21 protein-coding genes are annotated in these 25221 nt (G+C 66.7%); 13 read left to right on the forward strand and 8 right to left on the reverse strand.

Going from position 1 to position 25221, the window contains the following annotated elements; translation table 11 throughout:
* Positions 1-28 precede the first annotated feature (28 nt).
* From C9J49_RS00400 to ruvX, 5 genes are all read left to right on the forward strand, one after another.
* Positions 29-751 (forward strand): S1 RNA-binding domain-containing protein, encoded by a 723-nt coding sequence (locus tag C9J49_RS00400; RefSeq protein ID WP_375700443.1) that lies wholly within the window; start codon positions 29-31, stop codon positions 749-751.
* Positions 752-835: 84 nt separating this feature from the next.
* Positions 836-1804, forward strand: coding sequence for a glutathione synthase (gene gshB / locus C9J49_RS00405; protein ID WP_107181063.1), 969 nt, complete (start codon positions 836-838; stop codon positions 1802-1804).
* A 16-nt stretch (positions 1805-1820) separates the two neighbouring features.
* The gene (locus C9J49_RS17385) at positions 1821-2744 is read left to right on the forward strand and encodes an energy transducer TonB (RefSeq protein WP_107181064.1); all 924 of its coding nucleotides are present in this window, start codon (positions 1821-1823) and stop codon (positions 2742-2744) included.
* 72 nt (positions 2745-2816) lie between these two features.
* Positions 2817-3377, forward strand: coding sequence for a YqgE/AlgH family protein (locus C9J49_RS00415; RefSeq protein WP_035599298.1), 561 nt, complete (start codon positions 2817-2819; stop codon positions 3375-3377).
* A gap of 159 nt (positions 3378-3536) precedes the next feature.
* The gene (ruvX, locus tag C9J49_RS00420) at positions 3537-3983 is read left to right on the forward strand and encodes a Holliday junction resolvase RuvX (RefSeq protein WP_046078966.1); all 447 of its coding nucleotides are present in this window, start codon (positions 3537-3539) and stop codon (positions 3981-3983) included.
* Between the two features lie 91 nt (positions 3984-4074).
* Here the strand turns inward: ruvX and pyrB are convergent, their stop codons facing one another.
* Both pyrB and C9J49_RS00430 read right to left on the reverse strand, forming a co-directional pair.
* The gene (gene pyrB, locus C9J49_RS00425; protein ID WP_107181065.1) at positions 4075-5103 is read right to left on the reverse strand and encodes an aspartate carbamoyltransferase; all 1029 of its coding nucleotides are present in this window, start codon (positions 5101-5103) and stop codon (positions 4075-4077) included.
* A gap of 60 nt (positions 5104-5163) precedes the next feature.
* Positions 5164-6930, reverse strand: coding sequence for a SulP family inorganic anion transporter (locus C9J49_RS00430; RefSeq protein ID WP_046078968.1), 1767 nt, complete (start codon positions 6928-6930; stop codon positions 5164-5166).
* A gap of 103 nt (positions 6931-7033) precedes the next feature.
* On the opposite strand from C9J49_RS00430, the gene C9J49_RS00435 reads away from it, so the two are divergent.
* On the forward strand, positions 7034-7879 hold the full coding sequence (locus C9J49_RS00435) for a LysR family transcriptional regulator (RefSeq protein ID WP_082090865.1): 846 nt from the start codon (positions 7034-7036) through the stop codon (positions 7877-7879).
* A 46-nt stretch (positions 7880-7925) separates the two neighbouring features.
* On the opposite strand, the gene C9J49_RS00440 is transcribed toward C9J49_RS00435, so the two are convergent.
* Positions 7926-9503, reverse strand: a complete 1578-nt coding sequence (locus tag C9J49_RS00440) for a sulfatase-like hydrolase/transferase (protein ID WP_107181066.1) — start codon at positions 9501-9503, stop codon at positions 7926-7928.
* Positions 9504-9773: 270 nt separating this feature from the next.
* On the opposite strand from C9J49_RS00440, the gene C9J49_RS00445 reads away from it, so the two are divergent.
* Entirely contained in the window at positions 9774-10568 is a 795-nt protein-coding gene (locus tag C9J49_RS00445; RefSeq protein ID WP_046078970.1) for a helix-turn-helix domain-containing protein, read from the forward strand.
* A 96-nt stretch (positions 10569-10664) separates the two neighbouring features.
* Here C9J49_RS00445 and C9J49_RS00450 read toward each other — a convergent pair whose 3' ends face one another.
* The 3 genes from C9J49_RS00450 to C9J49_RS00460 all read right to left on the reverse strand — a co-directional run bounded on the left by C9J49_RS00450 (position 10665) and on the right by C9J49_RS00460 (position 14884).
* On the reverse strand, positions 10665-11678 hold the full coding sequence (locus tag C9J49_RS00450; RefSeq protein ID WP_046078971.1) for a TAXI family TRAP transporter solute-binding subunit: 1014 nt from the start codon (positions 11676-11678) through the stop codon (positions 10665-10667).
* Positions 11679-11734: 56 nt separating this feature from the next.
* Entirely contained in the window at positions 11735-13714 is a 1980-nt protein-coding gene (locus C9J49_RS00455) for a TRAP transporter fused permease subunit (RefSeq protein ID WP_237022335.1), read from the reverse strand.
* Between the two features lie 174 nt (positions 13715-13888).
* Positions 13889-14884 (reverse strand): porin, encoded by a 996-nt coding sequence (locus tag C9J49_RS00460; RefSeq protein WP_107181067.1) that lies wholly within the window; start codon positions 14882-14884, stop codon positions 13889-13891.
* 945 nt (positions 14885-15829) lie between these two features.
* Here C9J49_RS00460 and C9J49_RS00465 point away from each other — a divergent pair.
* The 6 genes from C9J49_RS00465 (at position 15830) to C9J49_RS00490 (ending at position 22103) form a co-directional block, all read left to right on the forward strand.
* Positions 15830-16966 carry a tyramine oxidase subunit B gene (locus tag C9J49_RS00465; protein WP_046078974.1) on the forward strand — a complete coding sequence of 379 codons (1137 nt, stop codon included), beginning with the start codon at positions 15830-15832 and terminating at the stop codon, positions 16964-16966.
* Positions 16967-17044: 78 nt separating this feature from the next.
* Positions 17045-17470, forward strand: coding sequence for a Rid family hydrolase (locus C9J49_RS00470; RefSeq protein ID WP_046078975.1), 426 nt, complete (start codon positions 17045-17047; stop codon positions 17468-17470).
* A gap of 88 nt (positions 17471-17558) precedes the next feature.
* Positions 17559-18854, forward strand: coding sequence for an FAD-binding oxidoreductase (locus tag C9J49_RS00475; protein ID WP_107181068.1), 1296 nt, complete (start codon positions 17559-17561; stop codon positions 18852-18854).
* Positions 18855-18980: 126 nt separating this feature from the next.
* The gene (locus C9J49_RS00480) at positions 18981-19679 is read left to right on the forward strand and encodes a helix-turn-helix transcriptional regulator (RefSeq protein WP_237022336.1); all 699 of its coding nucleotides are present in this window, start codon (positions 18981-18983) and stop codon (positions 19677-19679) included.
* A gap of 94 nt (positions 19680-19773) precedes the next feature.
* Positions 19774-21081: an aspartate aminotransferase family protein gene (locus C9J49_RS00485; RefSeq protein WP_107181069.1), complete on the forward strand. Its 1308-nt coding sequence runs from the start codon at positions 19774-19776 to the stop codon at positions 21079-21081.
* A complete protein-coding gene (locus C9J49_RS00490; RefSeq protein ID WP_046078978.1) occupies positions 21078-22103 on the forward strand; it encodes a phosphotransferase enzyme family protein in 1026 nt (341 codons plus the stop codon). Before C9J49_RS00485 ends, C9J49_RS00490 begins: the two co-directional genes overlap by 4 nt.
* A gap of 166 nt (positions 22104-22269) precedes the next feature.
* Here C9J49_RS00490 and C9J49_RS00495 read toward each other — a convergent pair whose 3' ends face one another.
* Both C9J49_RS00495 and C9J49_RS00500 read right to left on the reverse strand, forming a co-directional pair.
* On the reverse strand, positions 22270-23682 hold the full coding sequence (locus C9J49_RS00495; protein WP_258393713.1) for an aldehyde dehydrogenase family protein: 1413 nt from the start codon (positions 23680-23682) through the stop codon (positions 22270-22272).
* A 72-nt stretch (positions 23683-23754) separates the two neighbouring features.
* Positions 23755-25074 carry a hypothetical protein gene (locus C9J49_RS00500; RefSeq protein WP_106488097.1) on the reverse strand — a complete coding sequence of 440 codons (1320 nt, stop codon included), beginning with the start codon at positions 25072-25074 and terminating at the stop codon, positions 23755-23757.
* Positions 25075-25221 lie beyond the last annotated feature (147 nt).

A 25221-nucleotide genomic window follows, 5' to 3' on the forward strand; every position in this document is an offset into this window, starting at 1 on the left:
ACGGCACACTCGCAGTGGAATCCCGATCATGTCCGACTCCCGCCGATCCGCCCCACGCGCGGCCCATTCCCGTCGTGAGCCCATGCGCCGCACCCGCGAGCCGCGAGCCAGCGTCGGCGAGGTCGCCTACCTGCCGGTGGTGAAGGTCAACGAGACCGGCGCCTTCCTCGACTGGGGCCACTCGCGGGACCTGCTGCTGCCCTTCGGCGAGCAGCGCTTCCGTCCCACGGTGGGACGCCGGGTGCTGGTGATGATCCGCGAGGATGACCGCGAACGGCCCTTCGCCACCCAGCGCCTCGACCGCTACCTCGACGATCATGCCGAGGGCCTGGCCGCCGGCAGCGCCGTGGCGCTGGTGATCGCCGACCAGACCGATCTCGGTTACAAGGCGGTGGTCGACGGCCGCTTCTGGGGCCTGCTCTACCACGACGACGTGACCCGGCCGCTGCGCCGCGGCCAGCGCCTGGAGGGCCACGTGAAGCGGGTCCGCGAGGACGGCCGCCTGGACCTGTCGCTGCTGCCGCCGGGCCCGGCGCGGCTGGACGTGGTCGGCGAGGCCGTGCTCAAGGCGCTGCGCGAGAGCGGCGGCTACCTGCCGCTCTCCGACGCCAGCCCCGCCGGCGAGATCAAGGCCCGGCTCGGGGTCAGCAAGAACGCCTTCAAGCAGGCCATCGGCCGGCTCTACAAGCAGCGCCGCATCACCATCGAGAGCGGCGGTATCCGCTTCGCGCCCGGCGGGGAGCAGGACTGAGCGCCTTGGAGTCCATGGCGGCCCTGCGGCATACTGCCAGCCATCATTCCCCGCCGGGATCGCCCGGCGCCGACGAGTAGAACGATGAGCCAACGCCCCCTCAAGGTCGGCGTGGTGATGGATCCCATCGCCGACCTCAGCTTCAAGAAGGACACCAGCCTGGCCATGCTGTGGGCCGCCCAGGACCGCGGCTGGTCGTTGCACTACATGGAGCAGGAAGGCCTGTTCCTGCGCGACGGCCGGGCCCACGCCCGGATGTGCGACCTCGAGGTGTTCCGCGACGCCGAGCGCTGGTACGCGCTGGGCGAGGCCGAGGCGCGCCCGCTGGCCGAGCTCGACGTGGTGCTGATGCGCAAGGACCCGCCGGTGGACGGCCACTTCCTCAACGCCGTGCACCTGCTGGGCTTCGCCGAGCGCGAGGGCGTGCTGGTGGTGAACCCCACCCGGGCGCTGCTGGAGTGCAACGAGAAGCTGTTCGCCCAGCAGTTCCCGGAGTGCTGCGCGCCGACCCTGGTGTCCTGCCGCGAGACCGAACTGCGCGCCTTCCACGCCGAACACGGCGACGTCATCCTCAAGCCCCTCGACGGCATGGGCGGCAGCGGCATCTTCCACGTCCAGCCGGACGGCCGTAACCTTGGCGCGATCATCGAGACCCTCACCGAGGGCGGCCGGCGCCAGATCATGGCCCAGCGCTACCTGCCGGAGATCAAGGACGGCGACACCCGCATCCTGCTGGTCGACGGCGAGCCGGTCGAGTACGGGCTGGCGCGCATTCCCAGCGCCGGTGAGACCCGCGGCAACCTGGCCGCCGGCGGCCAGGGCGTCAGCCGCGAGCTGACCGACCGCGATCGCTGGCTGATCGGCCAGGTGCAGCCGATGATCCGCGAGAAGGGCCTGATGTTCGTCGGCCTGGACGTGATCGGCGACTACATCACCGAGATCAACGTCACCAGCCCGACCTGCGTGCGCGAGATCGACGACCAGCGCGGCACCGACATCGCCGGCCAGCTGATGGACGCCGTCGCCGACCGCCTCGCCGCGCGCCGGGGCTGACCCGGGAGACGCCACCGTGGCCGCCCCCGTCAACGACCCGATCCGCTATGCGCCGGTGACGCGCCCCTACCGCCACTGGCTGGCCTGGGGCGTGTCGCTGCTGCTGCATCTGGTGATCATCGGCGTGGTGGCCAGCCGCCAGTTCGCCCCGGCACCGCCGGAGCGCACCAGCCTCGACGTGGTGCTGGTGACACGGCCCGCCGAGGCGCCGGTGACGGCCGAGGCGCTGGCCGAGTCGGCCCAGCGCGCCGCCGGCGAGGCGGTGGAATCGCCGCCGGCGGAGTCCCATGCCGCGCCCCGGGCCGAGTCGTCGGTACCGCCGGCGGAGGTCGAGCGGGCGGTGGATCCGGCCTCGCCGGCCGAGCCCGAGGCCCAGGCGCCCCCCGAGCCCGAGGCGCGTCCGGCACCGGAAGCGTCGGCCACCGCCGAGCGGCCGCGGCAGACGGCGACCCCCGAGCCGCGCGAGAGTGCGCCCCGCTCGGCCGAGGCCACCGCCCCCGCGGCGGCCAGCGTGCCCTCGACCTCGGGGCGCGATCTGCTGGCCCAGGCCACCGCCAGCATCCGTGAGCAGGGGCTGTCCGCCGACTATGCCGGCGACGCTGCCGGGGCGGCGCGGCCGGCGGCCCAGCGGGCCGCCGAGGCCCGCTACATCGACGACTGGACGCGCCGGGTCGAGGACTACGGCAACCGCGTCCATCCGGCGCCGCCAGCGCTGGATGGCCAGCTGCGGATCCGCGTGGTGATCGGCCGCGACGGTCAGGTCAGGCGGGCGGAAGTGATACAATCCTCGGGACATTCCGAACTCGATCAGGCGGCCCTGGACACCGTCCACGGCGCCGCGCCGTACCGCCCCTTCGATGCGGGCATGGGCGAGCTGGACAGCCTGTCCATCACCCGCATCTGGCGGTTCGGCGAAGGCAACGATTACGGCGTGCGCTAGGCACCGGACGACGGCGCGCGCAGACACACGGCAGGCGCGCCCGATGCGCGCCGCCTTCCGCTGGGGAGCTCCATGCAAAGCTTGAAAAACCACTTCCTGATGGCGATGCCGCACCTGGAAGATCCCAATTTCGCCGGCACCCTCAGCTACCTCTGCGACCACGACGACAAGGGCACCATGGGCGTGATCGTCAATCACCCCATGGAGGAGCTGACCCTCGAGGCGCTGTTCGAGCAGCTCGAGCTCGAGTGCAGCACCAGCCCTCACCTCAGCGCCCCCGTCTACTACGGCGGCCCGGTGCACAAGGACCGCGGCTTCATCCTCCACGAGGGTGACAGCCAGCAGTGGGACTCCAGCCTGCAGGTGACCGACGACATCGCCCTGACCACCTCCATGGACGTGCTCGAGGCGCTGGCCGCCGGCCGTGGCCCGGAGAAGTTCCTGGTCTGCCTGGGCTGCGCCGGCTGGGAATCCGGTCAGCTCGAGCAGGAGCTGATGGACAACACCTGGCTGACCGTGGAGGGCCGTGCCGACGTGCTCTTCGAGGTGCCGCCGGAGCAGCGCCTGAGCGCCAGCGCCAATCTGCTGGGCGTCGATCTGAACCTGATGACCCGCGAAGCGGGCCACAGCTGATATGAAAGGAGCGGCCTGCGCTCGCTCAGGCGGCGTTGCCCGGAGACTCGCCATGCTCATTGAACCCCGCGTCAACTCCGCTAGCTCGTCTCCGGGCGCCTTGCCTGGCCGTCGCTCGGCGCGTTCGTCGGTCGGGTGCCGCCTCGAGGAGCTTTGCCGATGAGTGCCAGTGGCCAGCGCCTGATCCTGGGCTTCGACTTCGGCACCCGGCGCATCGGTGTGGCGGTGGGCAACGAGCTCACCGCCAGCGCCCGGGCGCTGGAACCGCTGCCGGCCCGCGACGGCATCCCCGACTGGGACCAGGTCGCGCGGCTGGTGGAGGAGTGGCGGCCCGACCTGTTCGTGGTCGGCCTGCCGCTCAACATGGACGGCAGCGAGAGCGTGATGAGCACTCGCGCGCGCAAGTTCGGCAAGCGGCTCTACGGTCGCTACGGCGTGCCCTGCGAGATGGCCGACGAGCGCGGCTCGACCCGCGAGGCCAAGAGCATCGCCCGGGAGGCCGGGCACCGCGGCAACTACCGCGAGGACAGCGTCGACGGCCTGGCCGCGGTGCTGATCCTCGAGGCCTGGCTGGCGCGGTCCGAGGGGCTGCCGCCGCGGCCCTGATCCTCTGCTTTCCCGCTCTTCCAACGGCAACGGGCCGGCATTCGCCGGCCCGTTGCCGTTTCTGGCGGCCTGTCTCGGCCCTTCCTGCCCGTCAGAACTGGGCGTCGTCCACGCCGACGGTCTTCGGCACGAACCAGGGCACGTCGCGCAGGTCCTTCTCGATCCGGTCCTCGACCTGCAGCAGGGTAGCGAAGATCGCCATGCGTACCGGGATGCCGTTGTCGGTCTGGCGGAAGATCGCCAGGCGCGGGTCGCCGTTGAGGTCCACGTCCAGGTCGTTGGCATCCGGGCGGCTGTCGCGGGGCAGCGGGTGCATGACGATGGCGTGGTCGTTGACGCGCTGGTCCATGAACGCCTTGTCCACCGTGTACTCCCGCGACAGGCTGAAGCCCTCGCTCATCTCGGCGGTGAAACGCTCCTTCTGGATGCGCGTGGTGTAGACCACGTCGACGTCGGAGAAGTCGCTGGCCAGGCTCTCGCGGGTCTCGACCCGGTGGCCGCGGGAGGCGACCAGCTCGATCAGGTGCTGCGGCATTTCCAGGCCGGGGGGCGAGACCAGGGTCAGGCGCATCGGCTCGTGGAGCGACAGCAGCTTGATCAGCGAGTGCACGGTGCGGCCGAACTTGAGGTCGCCGGTCAGCAGGATATGGGCGCCGGTCAGGGCCTTGCCGCGCCGCGCGAACTCCTTCTCGATGGTGTAGAGGTCGAGCAGCGCCTGGCTGGGGTGCTCGCCGGGGCCGTCGCCGCCGTTGATCACCGGCACGTTGGTGGCCTGGGCGAACTCGGCCACCGCACCCTGTTCCGGGTGGCGCATCACGATGGCGTCGCAGTAGCCGCTCATCACCCGGCTGGTGTCGTAGAGCGACTCGCCCTTGGCCATGGACGAGAAGGTGAAGCCGGTGGTGTCGCAGACGCTGCCGCCGAGCCGGCAGAAGGCGGTGTGGAAGCTGACGCGGGTGCGGGTGCTGGCCTCGAAGAACAGGTTGCCGAGCACCGCGCCCTCCAGCACCCGGGTGACCTTGCGGCGTTGGGCGATCGGTTCCATGCGCGCCGCCACGCGCATCAGGTGATCGACGTCATCTCGTGACAGGGAATCGACGGAGAGCAGGTGAGAACTCATGCGCGGGCCTCGGCTGGCGGTGGGGGTCGCGCGCTAGTGTACTCCGCGTGGCGGCTGGCTTCAGCCCTCCCGCGCCAGGATATCCTCGTCCGGCGCGGGCATCTGGGCGCACTCGTCGAAGACGCGCAGGGTGCAGGTCCGGCATACCTCCGGGTCCAGCGTCGGCACGATGGCGTCGAGCGCCTCCGCGGACGATTCGAAGAAGCGCTCCTCGCCCAGCCGGGCCAGGTCGCCGCGTCGGCGCAGCTCGTCGAGCACGGTGCCCTTGAGCGAACTGATCATCAGGTCGCCGCCCTGGTCGCGCAGGCGCTCGGCCTCCTGCAGCAGCAGCTCGACGCCGGCGGTGTCGATGAAGTTGATGCCCTTGCCGATCAGTAGCACCCGGGTACCGGGCGCGGCGCTGAACACCCTCAGGCGACGCTGCACGTGGTCGGTGGCGCCGAAGAACAGCGAGCCGTCGATGCGCAGCATCTTCAGTTGCGGGCACTGGGTGAGCTCGTAGCGGTGAACGTTGCGGATATGGCGGCGCGGATGATCCTGACGCGGCGCCACCTCCATCACCGTCGGCCGCGAGGTGCGCTTGAGGTAGAGCACCAGCGACAGCAGCACGCCGATGTAGATGGCGAACTCCAGCGCCACCAGCAGGGTGGCGGCGACGGTGGCCGCCAGTACCATCGCCTCGTGGCGGCTGGCGCGCACCAGCTGCACGATGTGCCGGGCGTCGATCAGGTTCCAGGCGATCAACAGGATGCCGCCGGCCATGGCCGGCAGCGGCAGGTAGGCGGTGATGCCCGGGGCGAACAGCAGGATCAGCACCAGCAGCGCGGCGGCGAACACCGAGGCCAGCGGGGTGCGCGCGCCGGCGTCGTAGTTGGCGCCGGAGCGGGTGAAGGAGCCGGAGCTGGCGTAGCAGGAGAAGAAGCCGCCGACGATGTTGGACAGCCCCTGGCCGATGAACTCCTGGTTGCCGTCGATCACCTGGCGCGAGCGCAGGGCGATGGCGCGGGCGATCGACACCGCCTCGATCAGCCCCAGCAGGGCGATGGCGAAGGCGCCGGAGGTCAGGGTGCGCAGGCTGTCCGGCGACAGCTCGGGCAGCGTCAGCGGCGGCAGGGTACCGGGCAGGGCGCCGACCAGCGCGACGCCATGGCTCGCACCGTCCATCAGCCAGCAGGCCAGGCTGCCGGCGGCCAGGCCGAGCAGTAGGTGCGGGCTGCGGCGGTTGAGGCGCCGCGCGACCACCGAGGTGACCAGCGAGATCAGGCCGACGGCCAGCGCGTAGAGGTTGGTGTCCGGCAGCGCCCGGATCAGGCCGGCCAGCTCGACCAGGAAGCCCTGGCCGTCGACGGCGACGCCGAGCAGATGCTGCATCTGGCTGGTGGCGATCAGGATCGCTGCCCCGGTGGTGAAGCCGATCACCACCGTATGCGAGATGAAACTGACCAGGCTGCCGAGGCGCAGGAGCCCCATGGCCAGCTGGATCACCCCGACCAGCAGGGTGACCGTGATCGCCGCGCCCAGGTACTCCGCCGGCGTCAGCGAGCCCAGGCCGCCGACCACGCTGGCCAGCACGATGGAGAGCGCCGCGGTGGGCCCCGAGACCATGTGCCAGGAGCTGCCGAACAGCGCGGCGACGGTGGCGGCGACGATGGCGGTATAGAGGCCGACCTCCGGTGGCAGGCCGGCGATAAAGGCGTAGGCGACGCCCTGTGGCAGCACCAGGATGGCGCCGGTGAGCCCGGCCATCAGGTCGGCGGAGAGCATCTTGCGGTCGAGGTCCCGGCCCCAGCTCAGGAACGGCAGGTAACGCGAGAGTCGGGACGCCATGGGGGAACCTCGGGGGTTGGGTGGATGGGAGGCGCTAGCCTAGGAAAAAGTCGTTATCCTGAAAAACAAAATTTTTTGGCCTTCATGAACGGAAAAACCGAAGGTGGTCGCCCTGGATACTCAACTGCTGCAAACCTTCCTCGAGGTGAGTCGGCTGCGCAACTTCGGCCGCGCCGCCGAGAGCCTCAGCGTCTCGCCCTCCACGGTCAGCGCGCGCATCCGCCAGCTCGAGGCGCACATGGGCCTGGCGCTGTTCAGCCGCGGCCATCATCGCATCGGCCTGACCCCCGCCGGGGAGCGCATGGAGCGCCACGCGCGCTTCCTACTCGACGCCTGGGAGCGGGCCTATGAGGACACCGCGCTCAGCGAGCGCCACCAGCGGCGGCTGGTGGTGGCCGGCGTCGCCAGCCTGTGGGACATCTTCCTCCAAGAGTGGCTCACCGACATCTATCGTGCCTACCCGGCGCTCGGCATCCGCGCCGAGGAGAGCACGCCGCTGCGGGTGGTGGAGAAGCTCGAGCAGAACATGATCGACGTGGGCTTCCTCTACGATACCCCGCGCCTGCGTGAGGTGGGCGTCGAGGAGGTGGCGACCCTTCCGCTGGTGATGGTGTCGAGCCGCTCCGGCCAGCGCGCCGAGCAGGCGGTGGGCGACGGCTACATCCGGGTCGAGTGGGGCACCGCCTTCGCCAGCGTTCACGAGGGCCACTTCCCCCAGCGGCTGCTGGCGCGGGGGCGGGTCAACAGCGGGCGCATCGCCCTGAACCTGCTGCTGACGTGCGGCGGGGCCGCCTACCTGCCGCGGGACATCGTGGCGCCCCACTGCCGGGAGGAGCGCCTGTTCCCGGTCGAGGACGCGCCGCCGATCGAGCTCAAGGCCTACGTGGCCTATCGCCTCCATGGGGAACATCGTGAGCTGATCCGGGAACTGCTCGGCAAGTTAAGGTGAGTGATCGCTCGCTTCGGCGGGAAGGTCGGCGCCGGCGCCCTCGTGCTTACCAGACGCCGAACAGGTAGCCACGCTCATGCGCCCTGGCCGTGTTCGTCTCGACGCGCCGGTTGCTGACCGTGACCCGCAGCTTACGATCCCGGAACCACGCGTTGAGGGCCGACTCCAGCTCACGGCATACCTCGGCATGACGACCTTCCGGCACCAGGTCCTGCAGTTCATCGGGATCATTCTGTAGATCGAAGAGCTGCGGGCGGTGATGCTCGTAGTGGACATACTTCCAGCGTGCGTCGGTGACCATGTAGGCCTTGGCCTGATCGGGGGGGAGCTGGAGGGCGAGGCGTGCCGGCCGCCAGGCGTAGTCCGACTCGCTGAAGGCATGGGTGCGCCACTCGCCGCCCTGGCCGTGCACCACCGGCTGCAGGGAACGGCCCTCGAGGCGATGGTCCAGCGCCTGACTGTCGCCACCGGCGGCATCGACGAAGGTGGGCACCAGATCGATGGCTTCCACCAGCCGGTCGTCGCGGCTGCCGCGGGTACCGTCGGCCTGGCGACGCGGGTCGACCACGATCATCGGGATGCGTGCGCTGGGTTCGTGGAACATCTCCTTCTCGCCCAGCCAGTGGTCGCCCAGATAGTCGCCGTGGTCCGAGGTGACGACGATCAGGGTGTTGTCCAGCTGTCCGCGGTCTTCCAGGAAGGTCATCAGGCGGCCGATGTGGTCGTCCAGCTGGGTGATCAGGCCCATGTAGGTGGGAATGACCCGCTGCCGGACTTCGTCCCTGGCGAACTCCCGGGACTCGGTGTGCTGCATGAAGGCACCGACCACCGGATGGGGAGAGGCGGCTTCCTGCGCCGAGCGGACGGCGTCCGGGATATCCTCGACCCCGTACATGTCGTGGTATGGCGCCGGGGCCATATAGGGCCAGTGGGGCTTGATGTAGCTGAGATGCAGGCACCAGGGGGTATCACCGGCCTCGTCGATGAAGTCCATGGCACGGTGGGTGGTGTAGGCGGTCTCGGAGTGCTCCTCGCTGACCCGTATCGGCCGATCGCAGTGGCGCATGTGCCATCCGCTCAGGATGTTGCCGTCATCGTCTTCGGCGGAGTTGGCGTAGTCGTGCCAGGGGTTGCGGCTGTCGTAGCCCTGGCGGCGCAGATACTGGTTGTACCTGAGGTCGGGGTCGGCGGACTGGTCGGGATGCAGGCCATCGTCACGCTCGAAGGGCTCGAAGCCGCACTGGCTGACCAGCACGCCCCGAGAGGAGTCGGGCGAGATGCCCAGATGGGCCATGCCCTCGTCGTCGCGCTTCATGTGGGTCTTGCCGACCAGGGCGACCCGGTAGCCGTGCGGGCGCAGATGGTCGCCCAGGGTGCGCTCGTCGACCCGCAGCGGGACGTTGTTGTAGCTGGCACCATGGCTCGCCGCATAGCGACCGGTATAGAACGACATGCGGGAAGGGCCGCAGACCGGGGCCTGGCAATACGCGCGAGTGAAGTTGATGCCCCGGGCGGCCAGGGCATCGATGTTGGGCGTGCGGATGTTGGGGTGTCCGTTGCAGGCCAGGTAGTCGGCCCGCAGTTGATCGGCCATGATGAACAGGATATTCGGCTGTTTGGTCATAGTGGGCCTGTTGAATGGCATCTGGGAAAATCGGTGCCTCTTACTTTCTGTTCAAGTGGCGATGCCTGCAATCCAGCCTTTCACTAAATGAAATTCAAGGCCTGAACGAACCGGTGCCGCGTTCTGATGGGGCCAAGACCTATGGGGGAAAGCCGGGACAGGAATGGCGATGTAACATTCCCCGATCAAGCCGGGATGGCCCGGCCGAAAGGGGAAGGCGGGCTTACGGCCGGTTGGCGTCTTTATCCATGCGTGATGAACAAGGGTGAGATGAACAAGAAGATCAGAGCTCTGGCGCGAGGCCTGGATGTGGTGGCGGCGATCAATGATGCGAATGGGCCCGTATCTCTCAGTGATTTACACCAGGCGACGGGTCTGGATAGAGCCACCATCCTGAGGATCCTGGCCACCCTGGAGGACAAGGGGTGGGTCTATCGGGGGATGGGAGACAGCCGGTATCGACTCACCTACAAGCTTCACGAGCTGGGCGGGCACGTCAGCATGGACGATGCCATCGCGCATGCCGCCGCGCCCGTGCTGGATGCCCTGCAGCAGCAGCTCGCCTGGCCGTCTGACATCTCCGTCTACGACGGTGACGGGATGGCCATCATCGAGACGTCACGGCGCAAGAGCGCCTTCGTCATCAATCGCGAAGTCGTCGGCTACAAGCCCAGCATGCTGCAGTCGGCCATGGGGCGCGCCTTCCTGGCCTACTGCGATGAACGGACCCTTAACACCATCCTCAGGCGTCTCCAGAAGCAGGGGGGAGAGGATGCAAGGCTGGCCGCCGATCAGCAGTATGTGGCCGAGACGCTCGGCAAGGTCAGGGAAAAGGGGTACGCGGTGCGGGATCCGAGCCAGTCTTCTCTGCCCTCCGAAACCTTCGAGGAGTTCCAGGCGATCGCGGTGCCCGTCATCGTGCTGGGGGATGTCCAGGCGAGCCTGAATATCGTCTGGATGAAGTCGGCCTACAAGGACGTGGCGATCGAGGATCACTTCTTCCAGTACCTGAAGCCCGCCGCCGAGGAGCTTTCCCGAATCTTCCATGAGCATGGCATCTATTGAGCCAGGCGAGGGGCGGCTCGGTCGAGACAGGCCCGGGGGGGCGTGGCGGGGAGGTTGCGGCCCTGCACCCGGCCATGACCGGGTGCAGGAAAGCCCCTACCGTGCCTCGGGAGGGATCAGGCTCTCGGGAATGTCGAGACCGATTTCCTCGTAGTAGCGGATGGCACCGGGATGGAGCGGCGTGTCCATGTCCTGGAAGACCGTATCGAGAGACAGGTTGCGCATCTGCGGTACCGCCTCCTGCTTCTCCGCCAGGTTCTCCCAGAAGGCCTTGGTGATCGAATAGATGGCGTCTTCCGGCATGTCCTTGTTGGTGGCCATGCCGATGGTCACGCCGATGGAGCGTGCCGGTTCGACGTTGACCTGATTCTCGCCATAGATGCCGGCAGGCAGTTCGACGACGCGATAGCCGGGCCGCTGCAGGACGCTCGCCAGTTCCCCTTCTTCCACCTCCGGGATGCTCAGGAAGCGAATCTGGTTGCTCATCGCGATCTGGGTCAGGGCCGGGCTGGGCGCCTGGGTCGGGTTGAAGTAGGCATCCAGATTGCCATCCTGGAAGCTTTGCGCCGCGGCATCCCAGCTGATGTTGACGGCCTCGTAGTCCTCGTCGGCCTTGTAGCCCGTGATGGCTTCGATGAGCGGCTCGACGGTCTTGCGGGCCTGGCCGGTCGGCGGGCCGGTGAAGACGCGCTTGCCCTCGAGATCCTCGTAGGTCTCGATGCCCGAATCCGCGAACACGACGCCATGATAGAGCCCCATCGGATAGTTGAAGAGCAGGCGCAAGTTGCCGTATAGCTCGGAGGCTTGGGGCAGCGTTTCGAACATGCCGGTGCCGTTTCGCATCAGGGCCGCCAGGCCCGGGGAGAAGCTGGAGGTGAACTGGGTCATCCCCCGGGCGGTGGTGACGGCCTGTTCGGTGCCGCTGCCGGTGGCGTCGACCTGAATCCTGTTATCCGTGTGGTTGTTCACGATATCCGCGAACACGGTCGAGACGACATAGGGCGAGCTGCCGGTGCCCAGCGTCTTCAGCCGGTAGTTCGACTGTGCCTCCGCTGCATCGGGGCTCAGTCCGAGCAGTCCGCTCAGCAGAACGCCACCCATTAATGCCATGGTCGAAGCTTTCTTTTGCATTGCCATTCTTGCACTCCTTCTCGGGCTTTTCTTGTTCAAAGGGATTGTGACGGGGAGAGGCTGCTGCGTGATGCCGCAACCAGTGTGCCTGCTCCCAGCAGAGCGCCCACCACCTGCAGTGGCAGCAAGGGGGCCACGAGCGTGATGGACACGATGGCGGATACGGCCCACCAGGCCTGGCCCAGGACGCTGATCCTGGCGATCAGGTAGGCCGCCAGGGCGAGCCGGAGGATCGACCAGACGAACTCGACGAGCGAGAAGTCGGTGATCAGCAGCATCGAGGGGCTGTAGACGAACACGAACGGGGTCAGGAAGCCGATGAGGGCCAGGCGCCCCATGGCCGTCATGCCGATCGCCATGGGATTGGCTTGCGCGATGGGAGCCGCCGCGAAGGCGGCCAGCGCCACGGGGGGCGTGATGGCCGACAGTACGGCGAAATAGACGACGAACATGTGGGCCGCGATGGTGGGCACACCGAGGGCTTCCACCGCCGGCCCCATGATCAGGATGATGATCAGGTAGGCGGGAACGGTGGGCATGCCCATCCCCAGCACCAGGCATGCCAGTGCCATCAGCAGCAGCGAGAGGAACAGCGAGCCATCGGCCACGGCCTGCACCGATGAGGCGAAGCGCAGTCCCAGCCCCGTCAGGTTCATCACCGCGATGATGATGCCGACGGCCCCCACGGCGACCAGGATCGTGCCCCCCGCGTTGGCGCTGCTGCCGACGATGTTCAGCAGGGCCTTGAGGTTGCGGGCCCGGGGATTGAACAGCAGCCCCAGCGCCACGGCGGCGCCGATGGCCCAGAGCCCGGCCAGGGCCGGAGAGCGCCCCTGCATCATCATCACCACGATCAGGGCGAGGGGAACCACGAAGGCCGAGAGCAGCAGCCAGTCCTGACGGCTCAGGCTCGGCAGGGTGGCTCGATCGGGCGCCTTGATGCCCGCGCGACGCGCCTCGGCGCCGACGCTGGCGAACAGGCTGCCGTAGAACAGCAGGGCCGGAATCAGGGCCGCGAGGCAGATCTCCAGATAAGGAATGCCGGTCATGTCCGCCATGATGAAGGCGACGGCACCCATGATCGGGGGCATGATCTGCCCCCCGCTGGAAGCGGCGGCTTCCACGGCACCGGCGAAACGGGCGCTGAAGCCGCTCTTCTTGATCATCGGCATGGTGACGACGCCCGTCCCCACCACATTGGCCACGACGCTGCCCGAAACGGTGCCGAACAGGCCGCTCGCCATCACCGCGGCATAGGCCGCACCGCCGCGCAGCCGACCGAGGCTGCGCAGCGACAGGTTGAGCAGCACCTGGCCAATGCCCAGGGCCTCGAGCACGGCGCCGAAGATGATGAAGACCAGGATGGTGCTGGTGACCACGGCCAGGGGCTGACCGAAGACGCCGTCGAAGCTGTACCAGAACGTCTGGAGCATCTCAGGGTAGGAAATGCCCGCATGACTGAGAAATCCCGGCAGGGCATCTCCGAAATAGGCATAGGCGCTCACGAGCAGGGCGACGATCACCAGCGGAACGCCGATGACGCGGCGCGTCAGCTCGAGCAGCGCCAGCATGCCCGCCAGGCCACACCAGAGGTCGAGGGGTTGAAGAAAGTAGAGCCCCGACTCCAGCCGCCCCGAGATGATGAAGTAGCGCCAGGCCGCGATGACGATCATCGCCACCAGGGCGATATCCAGGAGCCGCCGAAGGAGGGAGGCAGGCTGGCGCAGGGAGTGCAGCAGCAGGAACAGCGCGCCCAGGGAAAAGCCGCCGACGCGCACCAGCGCATCGTCGAACACGCCGTATTTCGCGGTATACAGGGCACCGCCGATCAGCAGCGCCCCGACCAGGAACATCAGGGGGGTGATGAGCATCGTCAGCGGAGAACGGTCTCGGGGAGGAGCTGACATGGCGTTTTCCTCTTTCAAGTGTTTGTAATTATTGGTTTTTGTGTGGGATTTTCGTTTTGTGAAGATTTTAATATCCCCAACGTTAGGCAGGCTGGGGACGGGGCGCAATGCCGGTTTTCACAAGATGAAATAGGGGTGAGGGCGCCATGTCGTGTGCAGCGTCATCCGCTGCGAGTCTAGCGGCAATGGTGGCGAGCCGGCCGTCATGCCCGCTGCCGTGCTTCGCACGGCAGGGCAGCGATATCGGGCGCGTGCGCCCGGTATCGCCGAGGACGACAGGCGTCAGAAGCTGACGCTGATCCCCGTGGCCAGGTTGTCGTCGCTGTTCTGGTAGCTGGCGGCCTCGAGGAAGGCGTAGACCCGGTCATTGAAATGGTGGCGGACGATGCCGGTGACGTTGCTGTTGTCGGCATCGCCCGGCTTGTCGTTCTCGGCGTAGCCGAGCGAGGCCGACCAGGCGTCGGTGAAACGCGCCGAGGCGTTCACGCCCCAGGCATCGAAGCCGCGGTTCGTGCTGTCGGCACGGTCGCCATTGTGCTCGTAGACGCCGCCGAGGCGGATCATGCCGAAGTCATAGCCGAGCCCGAAGGAGGTGCGGGTGAGGTCGTAGCCATCGCCCGCGGGCGTATCGATCCGGGTGTGGCCGATACCGGCATTCAGGGGGCCCTGATCATAGACCAGGCGCCCGGTCACCACGTCGAGCTCTTCGCCGTTATGGTTATCCGGCGTCAGAGCCGCAGCGATGAACCGGAAGCCGTGGAACTTGGGGGAGCCATAGGAGAGTACGTCCGTGCCTTGTTCAGACTGGCCGAAAATGGCGTTCTGACCTGTCTGCTTGTGCAGGCGGTTGTACTCGAAGGTATCGATGTTGCGATAGATCTGCCCCCAGAACCCCGAAGGGGCTCTCGGCTGCAATCCCAGGCTGCCGTAGTCGGTCAACAGAAAGACCCTGGCGGTGCGGACATAGATCTCGCCCTCTTCCTGGGCATGCGCCCCGGGCGTCCAGGTCTGGGCGTCCACCGAGTTGATGGCATTGGCGAAGTCGCCGACCAGCTCATAGCGGATACGCAGGTCGTCGTTGACCCGGTAGAGCCCATCCACGCCGGCTTCCGCCTTGAAGGCCCAGAGATCGCTGTCGCGATCATCGACGTCGAGGACGCCGCCACTCAGCGTGCCGGAGAAATGTGGCCCGGCGTGCGGTGCGTCGGCCACGGCCTGGGCGGGCATCGTCAGGAAGAGCGCCAGGGGCGCCAGGGCTAGGCGTGTCGCGGTTGTCATTATGTATTCCCATGATGGCTGTTGTTGTCGTTGACATCGGGTGTCGCGGAGCAAGGCTCTGAAATAAGCGATCGTGGATCAATTCGCTTTTTCACCGTGTGAAACAGCGGCGAGTCCACATGCCGTCATGGGCGAGAGGGTTTTGCCGTCGTGTCGCCGAGTGTCGGCGACATCGTGAACAAGGAGAGATTGCCGAGAGCCAATACGACTCTGCAGTAAGTGGTATCTGATCGAGCTTCAGTGAAGCCGTCTTGGGTTTTGTGCGAAAAGTCGGCGAGCGATGGCCAGGGCCAGGCCCGTTCCCGGCGGGCCAACGCACTTTCCACCTCCCTGTGGGTCGCAAGGCAAACATCGGTGAAAAGGCGGAGTTTACGTGGTGTCAATGAGGACTTTGAGCCGATTTTTAACGCCGTATGGGCGAGCGCAGACCGTATTCGTACAGGACCTAAACAAGCGTATCGCTTTTGATATTCCGCCATGCCTGACAAGGCTGGGCCGGCCATGTGTTCTCTTCCCTCGCCGCATCCGCGCGATGGTCTCCGGAGGTGTGACCTCGTTCCCGGAATTGTTTCATCAACCATTTGATGCTGAAGGGAATTATTTCTTCACGGGGCCTGGGTGATGGCTGGCCGACGGGCCTTCTGCATGCCCGTTTCGAGGCCTTCGTATCGTGGAAACTCTGGGCCAGGTCGTCATGATCGACCATCGGAGGTCCCGAGGATGAATTGCCGATTTGTGCTAACGCCGGCGTCGACTGACACGCACTATGTCAGTCGATAAGAAGCTCCCGCTGAGGCTCGCCGGCCGTCATCTCGCTCGTCTCGAACCGTCGATGCCGCCAGCCCGATGCCCAGGAGCGAGTTGACGATGAGGCTCGGCAGCGCCACCCATCCACTGGCCGAGGGCCTGCGAGCTTCACACCCAACAACAAAGCGGAATTCCAGCATGGCCAACGATACCCGGATCGACTTCATCTATCTCTCCGAGCAGGACATGATCCGTGCCGGCGTCACCGACATGGCGGCCTGCGTGGACACCATGGAGGAGATGTTCGGACTTCTCTACCACGGCGACTACCGCATGGCCGGCCCCAACAACGATTCGCACGGCGCCATGATCATGTTCCCGGAAGATTCGCCCTTCCCCAACATGCCCAAGCCCACCGCCGATCGTCGCATGATGGCCATGCCGGCCTATCTCGGCGGCAGCTTCTGCACCTCGGGCGTCAAGTGGTACGGCTCCAATATCGCGAACAAGGAAAAGGGGCTGCCGCGCTCCATCCTCATGTTCACCCTCAGCGACGCCGATACGGCCGCCCCCCTGGCTTACATGTCGGCCAACCTGCTGTCGGCCTACCGCACCGGTGCGGTGCCCGGCGTCGGCGCCCGCCATCTGGCGCGCAAGGATTCGAAGGTCGTGGGCATCTTCGGGCCCGGCGTGATGGCGCGCACCTCGCTGGCCGCCTTCATCGCCGCCTGTCCCCAGATCGACACCGTCAAGGTCAAGGGACGTGGCAAGAAGAGCCTCGAGGCCTTCACCGACTGGGTCCATGACAACTACCCGCAGCTCACCGTCCAGGTGGTCGACGACATCGAAGCGGTCGTGCGCGACTCCGACATCGTGACCTACTGTGCCTCCGGGGAAGTGGGCAATCCCGACGACTACCCGCTGGTCAAGCGCGAGTGGGTCAGCCCGGGCACCTTCCTGGCCATGCCGGCGCCGTGCAACTTCGATGCCGGCATGGAAGCGCCGGACGTGCGCAAGGTACTCGACAACACCGGCCTGTACGAGGCCTGGTACGAGGAAGTCCCCAAGCCGGCTCACCACTGCATTCCGCTGGTGGGCATGAAGTTCATGGACATGATCGAGGAAGGCCGCTTCTCCGCCGATGGCCTCGAGGATCTGGGCGCGATCGTGGCCGGCGATGCCCCGGGCCGCCAGAACGACGACGAGATCATCATGATGTCGGTCGGCGGCATGCCGGTCGAGGACGTGGCCTGGGCCACCGTGGTCTATCGCCGGGCGATCGAACAGGGCATCGGCGTCAAGCTCAACCTCTGGGACACCCCTGCGCTCCGCTGAGACCAGGCGCAGGCTCCCCGGCCATCGCCGTCCGGCGATGGCCCCTTTTTCCATCCGATGACGTTACCGGGAGAGATCATGACCCATATCGTGAAGGTCAAGACAGGTTCGAAGTTCGAAACCCACGCCAGCTATTCGCGGCTGGTGGCCGTCGACAACTGGATCCTCGTGTCCAACACCGCGGGGCGCAACCCCGAGACCAAGGAGATCCCCGAGGACGTCAGCGAGCAGCTGCTGCAGGTCTTCGCCAACATCGAGACCGCGCTCGGCTCCGTGGATAGCGGCCTGGCCGACATCGTATCGGCGAAGATCTTCATCCAGAATCCGGCCGACACCGAGACCGTCATGACCCTCTTCGGCCAGAAGATGCGCGGCGTCGATCCGTCCATCACCGTGACCTGCCCGCCGCTGGGCTCCGAGGTCTACAAGGTGGAGCTGGAAGTGACCGCCTATCGTGGCGCCGGCCGCGCCGACGTGGAGCGGATCGACACCTCCGCCCAGTAAGGCGGCAGCTCGTTCTTGCCGCGGTGACCGGCCAACAGGGCCGGCCGCCGCGCGCTCGTCGTTCACCGACTCGTTCAGGATTCCCGCCATGGCAGCACCGACCATCGAGCCCGTTCAAACGTCCACCGACTTCCCCGCCTCGACCACCGTGGTCATCATCGGTGGTGGCATCATCGGCCTGACGGCGGCACTGGCCCTGTCAGAGCGCAACATCCCGGTGGTGGTGCTCGAGAAGGGGCGTATCGCCGCCGAGCAGTCCTCCCGCAACCTGGGCTGGATTCGCAAGACCAGCCGCCAGCTGGACGACGTGCCCCTGGCGTTGGCCTCGGATCGGCTGTGGGCCGGCATGCCCGAGCGTGTGGGCAGCGATGTCGGCTATCGTCAGACGGGCATCATGTTCCTGGCCCGCACCACCGAGCAGCTGGCCGCTCACGAAGCCTGGCTGAAGTCGGTCGAGTCGCTGTCGCTGGACTCGCAGCTGCTCAGCGCCAAGGACATCGATCAGCGGGTGCCCGGCGGCCGGGGCGAGTGGGCCGGCGGCATCTTCACCGGCTCCGACGGGCGGGCGGAGCCGACCCTGGCCTCCAGTGCCATCGCCAAGGCCGCCATGGCCAAGGGCGCGGTGATCGTCGAGAACTGCGCGGTGCGCACGGTGTCTCGGTCGGCCGGCAAGGTCAGCGGCGTGGTGACCGAGAAGGGCGAGATCCGCTGTGATCAGGTGCTGCTGTCCGGCGGCATGTGGTCCCGGCGTTTCCTCGGCAACCTCGGCGTCTCGTTGCCGGTCCTGCCGCTGATCTGTTCGGTGTTCAAGACGACGCCGATGGAAGGGCCGACGGACATCGCCGTCGGCGGCCCCGATTTCTCCTTCCGCAAGCACCAGGACGGCGGCTTCATCGTCACCCAGCGCGGTGCGCTGGATGCTCCCCTGATGCTGGATCACCTGCTGGTCGGGTCACGCTACCTGGGGTCGCTGCGCTCCCAGCGCCACCTGCTGCGGATCTCGCTGGGCAAGCATTTCCTGCGCGATCTGGCGCTGCCGAGGCGCTGGCGCGGCAGCAAGACCTCGCCCTTCGAGCGCGTCCGGACCCTGGATCCGGCGGCCAACTCGACGATCAACGCCGAGGCCCAGCGCAATCTCGCCGCCGCCTGGCCGATCTTCGAGCAGGCCACCGTGGAGTCGGCCTGGGCGGGGATGATGGACATCACGCCGGACTCCAACCCGGTCATCGGACCGGTGCCCGGTATCCCGGGGCTGAGCATCGCGTCCGGCTTCTCCGGCCACGGCTTCGGCACCTCGCCGGCGGCGGGGCAGCTGGCGGCCGACCTGCTGTCCGGCGAAACGCCGATCATCGATCCGTCCCCCTACCGCTTCGAGCGCTTCTGAGGGCCAGCCTCAGGCGCTCACGCCGGGCGTCGCCGCCGCATGAGGCGGCGCCTGCGGAGGGCGGCGGCCCGCTTCATGCCGGTCACGCTGCCCGCGGTCGTGGACTCCGAAGAAGGCTTGCGCATCATGAACGATCACCCGGATGCCCAGCGCTTTCAGCGTGAAACCCTGGCCTTGATCGGCCGCCTGGTCCCCCTGAGCGGTTCGGCATTCTTCCTGGTCAACCCGGACATGCGGCATGCCGGCACCCTGCTGTATAACCTGCCCCCGGATGCCGAGCGCGAGTATTGCACCGAGTACGGTGCCCTGGATCCGCTGCACCCCGAACGCTTCGCCGGCCGTGACGACACCGTGGTGACGCTGGACTCGCAGATCGATCCGCACTTCTTGAAGCAGACGCTCTATTACCAGGAGTTCATGGTGCCGCATAACCATCGTTACGTGGCGGACATGTTCTTTCGTCGCGAGGGGCGGATCATCGCGGGCATCACCATCCTGCGCGAGGCATCGATGGGGAATTTCCGGCCGCAGGAGCTGGAGCTGCTGCGCCAGGTCCAGCCGTTCATCGAATTTTCCCTCAACGCGACCTACCTGCCCCAGCGCGACCGGGAGCGGGAGGGCGTCGCCGCGACCTATGGCCTGACCGAGCGTGAGCTGGATGTGCTGGAGTTCGTGCTGCGCGGCGGCGGCAACAAGGAGATTGCCCAGCGGCTGTCGCTGGGTCTGGCGACGGTCAAGACCCACCTCCACCATATCTTCCGGAAGGTCGGCGTGCGCACTCGCAGCGAGCTGGTCGCGAGAGTGCTGGCGGACCTGAATCGTTGAACTCCACCCTCTGATGGATGCCGTCTCGTGGCGGAACACCGAATACTGGTCTCGCATTCATCGCTCGTTTCTCGCTGAGGAGGCGACTCACACTATGGCCGACGATCAAGCTAAGGATCTTCTTTCCAGAAGATATCGCGTCATGGGGCACCACTCGCCGCTGTTTTACGACAAGCCGTTGCATCTGGTGCGCGGCGAGGGCGTCTGGCTCTGGGACAGCGAGGGGAAGCGGTATCTGGACGTGTACAACAACGTGCCCCACGTAGGGCACTGCAACCCCCGCGTCGTCGAGGCGATGCACCGCCAGGCCTCGACCCTCAACATCCACACCCGCTATCTGCACGACAACATCGTCGATTACCTCGAGCGGCTGACCGGCACCTTCGACGACGGCCTGCAGATGGCCATGCTGACCTGCACCGGCAGCGAAGCCAACGAGCTGGCGCTGCGCATGGCGCGCTTCTGTACCGGCGGGCAGGGCATCATCGTCACCGACTTCGCCTACCACGGCAACACGGAGGCGGTGGCCGAGATCGGCACCGGTTTCATGCCGGAGGCCAGGACCACCAAGCGCGTGAAGTCGTTCCCGATCCCGGACGCCTATCGTCCCCTCGACGGGCTCTCGGGCGAGGCCCTGGCCCAGGCCTATGCCGACCGGGTCCAGCAGGCGATCGATGAATTCCACGCCGAAGGCATCAAGGTGGCCGGCATTCTGGTGTGCCCCGACTTTGCCAACGAAGGCCTGCTCGACGTGCCGCCGGGCTTCCTGGAGAAGGCCGTGGCGAAGGTCCGCCAGGCCGGCGGCGTGTTCATCGCCGACGAGGTGCAGGCGGGCTTCGGCCGCAGCGGCCGGCATTTCTGGGCCTACCAGTGGTACGACGTCACCCCCGACATCGTCACCATGGGCAAGCCCATGGGCAACGGTCACCCGCTGGCCGGCGTGGTGGCGCGTCCCGAGATGATCGAGGCGTTCAGCAAGGAGGCGATGTACTTCAATACCTTCGGCGGTACGCCGGTATCCACCGCCGTCGGCATGGCGGTGCTCGATGCCCTGGAGGAAGACAACCTGATGCAGAACGCGGTCACCACCGGCGCCTATGTGGCCGAGGGCCTGCGCAAGCTGCAACGGAAGCACGAGCTGATCGGCGAGGTCCGCGATCTGGGCATGTTCTTCGGCGTGGAGCTGGTCAAGGATCGCGCGAGCAAGGCGCCGGCCCAGGCCGAGACGCGTCGCCTCATCAACCTGATGCGCGACAAGGGCGTGCTGATCAGCAAGATCGGCGTCCATGACGCCATCCTGAAGCTGCGCCCCCCCATGCCGTTCCAGACCGAGCACGCGGATATCCTGCTGCACACCCTGGATGAGGCCCTGACTCAACTGACCGAGGAGGTGACCGCATGAGCACGTTCGACAACCTGTCCCCGGAGCATCAGGGCGTTCATCTGAAGGAGCTGGCGCAACGCTCCCTGCGTCACTGGGGGCTGGAAGGCAGCGAGCTGTCGCTGGTGAAATACCGCGAGAATGCGGTCTACCAGGTGTCCGCCGGAAACGGTGAGCGCTACGCCCTGCGCATCCACCGTCACGGCTATCACAGCCTCGCCGCACTGCAATCCGAGCTGCAGTGGATGGCGGCGTTGAACGACAGCGGCATCGCCGTCCCCGAGGTCCTTCCGACGACCGACGGCCGCCTGCTGGTCAGCGAGTCCACCGAGGTCATCACGGCGCCTCGCCATGTCGATCTCTTCGGCTGGATCGACGGGGCTCCCCTGGGGTCCGAGGAAGAGGGGCTGGGCGACAACGCCGAGCATGTCGACAAGCTGTATGCCGACCTGGGGCGGACCGCCGCCGAGCTGCACAATCAGTCGAGCCGCTGGGCGTTGCCGGAAGGGTTCGAGCGACACGCCTGGGACCATGACGGCCTGGTGGGGGAGGCGCCCTTCTGGGGGCGCTTCTGGGAACTGGAACTGCTGAATGACGCTCAGCGGCGGCTGCTGGAAACGGCGCGTGACCGCATCAGCCGCGAGCTGTCGGAGGTCGACCGCTCGCCCCAGCGCTATAGCCTGATTCACGCCGACTTCGTGCTGGAAAACCTGATGGCCGATAACGGTCGTCTGCGTCTGATCGATTTCGACGATGCCGGGTTCGGGTGGCACATGTTCGAGCTGGCCACGGCCCTCTACCACATTCAGGAAGAGGCCTGCTATCCGGTCGCCAAACAGGCGCTGATCGACGGCTATCGGGAGCGTCGGGCCCTGTCGGACGACGATCTGGATCGCCTGGAGCTGTTCCTGACCGCGAGAGCCTGTACCTACCTGGGCTGGATCCGCAGTCGCCAGGAAACCCATACCGCGCGTGAGCTTGCGCCCGAGCTGATCCGTCGCGCCTGCGAGCAGGCGGAACGGTATCTGTCCTCCCGGCCCTGACGACCGGCGTGGCGCCGAGGGGCCGCTGCCACATGGCCGCGGCCCCTTGCGTTTGCACCAGCGCAGGGGAACGGTCTTCCGCCGTCGATGCCGAGCATAAAAAAGGCTCCCGGGTGGGAGCCAAAAGCAGCCTCTTGATGCAAGAGGTGCCCGAGAGATGCTCGGTTCACTTACGAGAATTGATCACCTGGAGCTGGGTGTATTCCAGCAGCCCCTCGAGGCCGAATTCGACGCCGATCCCTGACATCTTGCTGCCGCCAAACGGAATGTTCGGCAGTACCTCGGCATGGTTGTTGATCCAGACGGTGCCGCATTCCAGCTGCGTGGCGAGGCGGTTGGCCAGCTCGAGATCCGATCCCCAGACCGAGCCGCCGAGACCGAAGGCGCCGTCGTTGGCCATGCTGACGGCCTGCTCGAGGTCGCGATAGGCGACGACCGGCAACACCGGCCCGAACTGTTCCTCATCGACCAGGCGATGGCCGTTGGAGACGTCCGCCACGATGGTGGGGGGATAGAAATAGCCTGGCCCCCGGGGCGCCTCGCCGCCGCAGACGATGCGTCCACCGTTGGCGCGGGCGTCCTCCACCAGTGCCGAGACGAGCCGGTGCTGGTCGGCATTCTGCACCGGGCCGAAGGTGGTGTCGGGATCGAACCCGTCGCCGACCTTCTGCCGGGCGGCCAGCTCGGCCAGCCGGGAGCACATCGCCTCGTACTGGCTCTCGTGGACATAGAGCCGCTTGAGGGCGGCACAGGTCTGGCCCATGTTGATGAAGGCGGTATCGAAGATGCGTTCCGCGACCGTGTCCAGGTCGGTATCGGGAAGCACGATGGCGGCATCGTTGCCGCCGAGCTCCAGGGTGAGACGCTTCAGGTTGCCGGAGGCGTTGGTCATGATGCGCTGGCCGGTGGGGGTCGAGCCGGTGAAGATGACCTTGTCGATATCCTCATGCGCGCTGATCGCGCTGCCGATCTCGGCCTCGCCCATCACCACGTTCACGACCCCCGCCGGCAGCACCTCGTTGATGAGCTCGACGAGGCGCAGCGTGTTCAAGGGCGTCAGGCCGGAGGGCTTGGACACGACCGTGTTGCCCGTGCGGAGTGCCGGCATGATGTGCCAGATCGCGATCATCAGCGGCCAGTTCCAGGGCGTGATCGAGGCCACGACGCCCAGCGGTTTGCGGCTGGCCGACACCTGCCGGCTGTCGCTGTCCTCGAGCAGGGGCTCGGGGATCTCCAGGTCGGCGTTGTAGCGCGTCCAGGCGGCGGCGGCGCCGACTTCCATCTGCGCGAGCGCAAGCGGCTTGCCCTGTTCCTGCACGATGATCCCGGCCAGCTCGTCCGCGTGCTCGTCGAGGCGGTCGGCGATCCGATGCATGAGCCGGCGCCGCTCCGCATCCGGCGTCTGGCGCCAGGTCGCGAAGGCGCGCCGTGCGGCAGATACGGCCTGGTCAAGCTGTTCGACGCTGGCCATGTTGCACTGGCAGATCGCCTCTTCCGTGGCCGGGTTGATGACCGAGAAGGCGTCCCCGGCGCCGATCACGGGGGACCCATCGATGAGCATTGAACGTTGAGTCGTCATGAGTGGCAAGGCTCCTGACCTGCGAGGATGAGGCCCGCAGGCCCTCGTCACGAGGTCGTTTCAGGGTTTCGTTTAGAACGGCACGACCGCGATCAGCTGTGCGTAGACGTTGGTGTCGTCGTTGCCGATCTGCGTACCGCCATTTTCATCGCTGTGGTCCGGCGAGTAGAACCCGACCAGCGGGCTGACGATCAGGTGCGGATTCACCACCCACTCCGCGTACAGGTCGACTTCCTGGCCATCGAGACCGCCACTGCCCCCGGTGGTGTCGCTGAAATCGAAGAACAGCGCGCCCAGGCTCAGGGTCTCCGTCGGTGAGGCCTTCAGGCCCAGGTGATGCACATCGGCATCCGAGTTGAACGGGCCGGCATAGTTGGCCGCCACTTCGCCCTGGAACCAGGTGCCGTAACCGCGGTTGAAGCCGAAGAACAGCGGGTCGAAGCCTTCGTCGAAGGTCGAGTAACGGTAGTTGACGCTGGGCGACCAGGGCAGCTCGGCAAAGGTCCAGCCGGCTTCCAGGTACCAGGCGTCACCGTCGGTGGAGTCGTCGCCCTGATCCTGGGTCACGAACTCACCCGACAGGAACAGGTTGTCGACGCCGGCATTGCCCTGATAGCGCAGGCTGACCGTCTCCTGGCCGTCCCGGTTGGCGTATCCGAAGTCCTCGTTGACGCCCAGGCCCTCGAGATAGGTCATGCCGAAGGTCCCTTCCGGGATGACGTACTCGAGGTTGAGGCCGGCCAGTTCGGTTTCCGCCTGGCCCTTGTTGTCGGATTCCAGCCAGAACAGATCGCTACGCAGGCCTTCGCTGCCGCCGATGCGGGCGATGGCGGTGCGGTCGAAGGCCTTGCGCGCGGCCAGCCAGTAGGCGCCGCCACGGTCAAGATCGTTCCCCAGGGCATCGCCGAGGTTCAGGGCGTCGCCGTTGATCAAGAAGCCGTCGCCGATGACGAAGCTCTGGCGGCCGAAGGAAAGGTCCAGCCCATCCTGACCCAGAACCGGGATCAGGTTGCCGGAACGCCAGCCCACGTAGGCGTCTTCCAGCTCGGTCTCGGATTCATCGCCGGAGGTGAAGCCCCCCGCATCGCCATCGCCCCAGGTCGCGGAGCTGACGAGGTTCAGGGCGCCATAGAGGCTGGCCCCGGAGGAGAAGGCATGCTGACCGGACAGGCCATACTTGAGGTAGCCCTCCTGCCAGTCGGAGCTTCCGCCTTCCGAATTGGGCCGGTAGCTCTCCTGGCTGGAGAACACACCCAGTACCGCCTCGATATCCAGGTTCAGCTCGGTGCCCGCTTCGCTGTAAAGGTTGTAGGCGGACGCGGAGCCGGAGGCGGCGGCGATGGCGGAGCCCAGCAGGATCGCACTCACGGAGGGCTTGATGTTTTTCTTCATGAAGTTTTCCCTTGGTATGGCGGTTTTTATCGTTGAATAGCGTGGCCTTCTAGCCGGCCACGGAGAGGCGTTGTGTCATGGCATCGGAGGCCTCGTCGTGCACAGGTCCTCGCGGCGCCGATGATGACTCATGGAACAGAAAGAGGG

The organism is Halomonas sp. SL1 (assembly GCF_003030865.2).
GTDB lineage: Bacteria > Pseudomonadota > Gammaproteobacteria > Pseudomonadales > Halomonadaceae > Halomonas > Halomonas halophila.

Excerpts from the sequence above, each read along its gene's own strand:
- C9J49_RS00400 (WP_375700443.1), top strand. The coding sequence starts at position 29 with ATGTCCGACTCCCGCCGATCCGCCCCACGCGCGGCCCATTCCCGTCGT.
- gshB (WP_107181063.1), top strand. The coding sequence starts at position 836 with ATGAGCCAACGCCCCCTCAAGGTCGGCGTGGTGATGGATCCCATCGCC.
- C9J49_RS00415 (WP_035599298.1), top strand. The coding sequence starts at position 2,817 with ATGCAAAGCTTGAAAAACCACTTCCTGATGGCGATGCCGCACCTGGAA.
- ruvX (WP_046078966.1), top strand. The coding sequence starts at position 3,537 with ATGAGTGCCAGTGGCCAGCGCCTGATCCTGGGCTTCGACTTCGGCACC.
- pyrB (WP_107181065.1), bottom strand. The coding sequence starts at position 5,103 with ATGAGTTCTCACCTGCTCTCCGTCGATTCCCTGTCACGAGATGACGTC.
- C9J49_RS00430 (WP_046078968.1), bottom strand. The coding sequence starts at position 6,930 with ATGGCGTCCCGACTCTCGCGTTACCTGCCGTTCCTGAGCTGGGGCCGG.
- C9J49_RS00440 (WP_107181066.1), bottom strand. The coding sequence starts at position 9,503 with ATGACCAAACAGCCGAATATCCTGTTCATCATGGCCGATCAACTGCGG.
- C9J49_RS00445 (WP_046078970.1), top strand. The coding sequence starts at position 9,774 with ATGAACAAGAAGATCAGAGCTCTGGCGCGAGGCCTGGATGTGGTGGCG.
- C9J49_RS00450 (WP_046078971.1), bottom strand. The coding sequence starts at position 11,678 with ATGGCATTAATGGGTGGCGTTCTGCTGAGCGGACTGCTCGGACTGAGC.
- C9J49_RS00460 (WP_107181067.1), bottom strand. The coding sequence starts at position 14,884 with ATGACAACCGCGACACGCCTAGCCCTGGCGCCCCTGGCGCTCTTCCTG.
- C9J49_RS00465 (WP_046078974.1), top strand. The coding sequence starts at position 15,830 with ATGGCCAACGATACCCGGATCGACTTCATCTATCTCTCCGAGCAGGAC.
- C9J49_RS00470 (WP_046078975.1), top strand. The coding sequence starts at position 17,045 with ATGACCCATATCGTGAAGGTCAAGACAGGTTCGAAGTTCGAAACCCAC.
- C9J49_RS00475 (WP_107181068.1), top strand. The coding sequence starts at position 17,559 with ATGGCAGCACCGACCATCGAGCCCGTTCAAACGTCCACCGACTTCCCC.
- C9J49_RS00480 (WP_237022336.1), top strand. The coding sequence starts at position 18,981 with ATGAACGATCACCCGGATGCCCAGCGCTTTCAGCGTGAAACCCTGGCC.
- C9J49_RS00485 (WP_107181069.1), top strand. The coding sequence starts at position 19,774 with ATGGCCGACGATCAAGCTAAGGATCTTCTTTCCAGAAGATATCGCGTC.
- C9J49_RS00490 (WP_046078978.1), top strand. The coding sequence starts at position 21,078 with ATGAGCACGTTCGACAACCTGTCCCCGGAGCATCAGGGCGTTCATCTG.
- C9J49_RS00495 (WP_258393713.1), bottom strand. The coding sequence starts at position 23,682 with ATGACGACTCAACGTTCAATGCTCATCGATGGGTCCCCCGTGATCGGC.
- C9J49_RS00500 (WP_106488097.1), bottom strand. The coding sequence starts at position 25,074 with ATGAAGAAAAACATCAAGCCCTCCGTGAGTGCGATCCTGCTGGGCTCC.